General features: G+C 76.0%; 2 protein-coding genes. One reads left to right on the forward strand and one right to left on the reverse strand.

The genetic code is table 11. From position 1 onward, the window contains the following. Positions 1-405: 405 nt before the first annotated feature. Positions 406-1,494 carry a ThiF family adenylyltransferase gene (locus ACFU7Z_RS38645; protein ID WP_380782823.1) on the reverse strand — a complete coding sequence of 363 codons (1,089 nt, stop codon included), beginning with the start codon at positions 1,492-1,494 and terminating at the stop codon, positions 406-408. 444 nt (positions 1,495-1,938) lie between these two features. On the opposite strand from ACFU7Z_RS38645, the gene ACFU7Z_RS38650 reads away from it, so the two are divergent. Next, positions 1,939-2,487, forward strand: coding sequence for a M48 family metallopeptidase (locus ACFU7Z_RS38650; RefSeq protein WP_049660411.1), 549 nt, complete (start codon positions 1,939-1,941; stop codon positions 2,485-2,487). Positions 2,488-2,579: the final 92 nt, after the last annotated feature.

The raw sequence follows: 2,579 nt of genomic DNA on the forward strand, positions 1-2,579 counted from the left end.
GCACCCCACCCACCGCCCACCGCCCACCACCCACCGCACCCACAACCCACCCACCCACCTCGTACCCCGAGCGGTGGCGCCCCGTCCTCTCTGCCGGTCCGTGCCCGTGCCCGTGCCCGGTCCGTGCCCGTGCCCGTGCCCGGTCGCCCGTGCCCGTGCCCGTGCCGTGCCGTGGCCTCTGCCTTGCCTGGGGCAGGGCGGCACAGGCCATGGGAGGCCTCGCACCCGCCCGTGGGGCTTGTCGGCCCCGGCCGGGGGTTCGTCGGGACAGCGGGCCCACCCCGGCCATCGGCTCGTACGGCCGGGTGGGTGCCCGTGGTCCCGTGGGGAGGCCGGAGGCTGCCGAGCCGTGCAGCCGCCGGGCCTGCTCCCGTCAGACTCGTTCTTCTTCTCCTCCTCCGTTCCTCACCCCGGGGGCAGCGGCTGCCAGAGGCAGCCGCAGTCCGGGTGCCCGCGCAGCCGCAGGCGCCGTGGCATGCCGTCCCCGGCCGAGACCTCGCACCAGCCGTCCACGCTCGGTGGGCGCCCGCCGTCCAGGAACACCTGGACGTGCAGGGCCGCCAGGCCGGCGACCGCCGTCGCGAGCGCCGTGTCGCAGGCCGGGGTACGGGCCCGGCCGGGCCCTCCGTCGGCCAGCTGGGCCAGGACCCTCGGCCAGGCGGCGTCCTCGTCCTCCCGCCGCAGCACCAGGCAGTGCCCGCAGGCCGACATCCCGGGGATCACCAGTGGCCCGATGACGCCGAACTCCTCGACCACACCCACGTAGAGGTGCGGCACCCCGGCCCGCAGCAGCAGCCGGGCCTCGTACGTCCCGCCCGCGAAGGCGGCGCTGCCGTCCCGGGGCGCGAGGACCACGAAGTCCGGTGGCGGGTCCCCGGGCCGGCGGCGGGGCACGGGCGCCGGTGGCCGCCCCGCCGCGCGCTGCACGGCCTCCCGGGCCGCCGTCGAGCGCAGCCGGCCGACGTCCCCGGGCGGCAGCCCGGCGGGGGAGCAGTCGCCGGGTTTCACCCGGCCGGTGTCCGCGACCGTGACCGTGCCGGTGCCGCCCGCCGCGAGCACCGCCGCCACGGCGGCGCCGACCCGGCCCGCGCCGCGCACCTCGATCCGCGCGTCGGCCCGGCGGCCCAGGACCGCCGGTGCGGCGCCCGGCCCGGAGTGGACCAGGGAGAGCGAGGCGAGGTCCGGTTCGAGCAGGTCCCGCTGCTGCGCGGGGAAGCGGGCCAGCGCGCGGCGGCCAGCCTCCGCGTCGTCCAGCAGGCCGGTCTCCTCCAGGCCGGTGAGCAGGGTGTCGGCCGGTTCGCGGCCGAGCCCGATGCGTTCTCCCTCGTTCAGGAGCTCCGGTCGGTCGCGCGTCCCGTCGAGCAGCGCGAGGAAGTCGCAGAGGGTCTTGTCGGCGTTGCCGAGCACCCCGGCGAACCGGGTGACGGTGCCGAACTGCAGGGTTTCCGAGTCCCGCCAGCTGCGGGACAGCGCGGGCTTGAGGGCGAGGCGCACGACGATCTTCCTTCCGATCGTTTCCGGACGGCTGACCGCAGCTTGCCCCATCACGCCGATGTCGTGCGCAGAGTTATCCACAGGTCTGTGCTTATGATCACCCCATCCGTTCGCACGCCCTGTGGATAACTGGCCATCCTCCCCGATGTCGCTTTCCGGACACCCCCCGTCGACTTTTCGTTCCCGATCGCTCCATGAAAGATTCCGGCCATGGCAGCGGACTTCTGTCCGTGGTACCGGGTAACGTCGTGTGCCATGGCAGCCGAGCGGGACTCCCATCCACCGGCGTCGCGTCGGCGTGCCCCCGCAGCGTCCGGGTCGCAGGTCGCGGCGCCGAACACGCGCGGGCGCCCGGACCAGCGGCAGCAGCCGAGGCCGGCCCCGTCGCAGCCGCCGCCCGCCGGTGCCACGGCCCCCGAGGCGCACGACCGCAGCCGGGTCGAGGTGCGCCGCAGCGCCCGCCGCAGCCGTACCGTCTCCGCCTACCGCGAGGGCGACCGCACCATCGTGCTGATCCCGGCCCGGATGTCGCACGCCGAGGAGCAGCGCTGGGTCGCGCAGATGCTGGAGAAGCTCGCCGCCCAGGAGTCCCGGCGGATCCCCGGGGACGAGGCCCTGATGGCCCGGGCCCGCGAGCTGTCGGCCTCCTATCTGGACGACCGCGCCCGGCCCAGTCAGGTCCGCTGGGTCACCAACCAGAATTCCCGCTGGGGCTCCTGCACCCCCAGCGAGGGGACGATCCGCCTCTCCCACCGTCTTCAGGGCATGCCGGAGTACGTGCTGGACTACGTGCTGCTGCACGAGCTGGCGCACCTGCTGGTGCCGGACCACGGCCCGGCGTTCTGGGCGCTGCTGGAGGCCTACCCGCGGACCGAGCGGGCCCGCGGCTACCTGGAGGGCGTGGTCTCCGCGGCCCGGCTGCCGCACATCCCCGGCGCCCGGCACGCCGCCCCGGGCCCGACCGGGCCCGATCAGGCGGCCTCCTGCGACTGACGCCGCGGCGGAGCGGGAGTCGCGGTGGTGTCAGGGCCGGGGCAGCGCGGGAGCCACGGGCGGGCCGTCCGACCGTAGGAACGACGGAAGGG

Source organism: Kitasatospora sp. NPDC057518, assembly GCF_042802075.1.
GTDB lineage: Bacteria > Actinomycetota > Actinomycetes > Streptomycetales > Streptomycetaceae > Kitasatospora.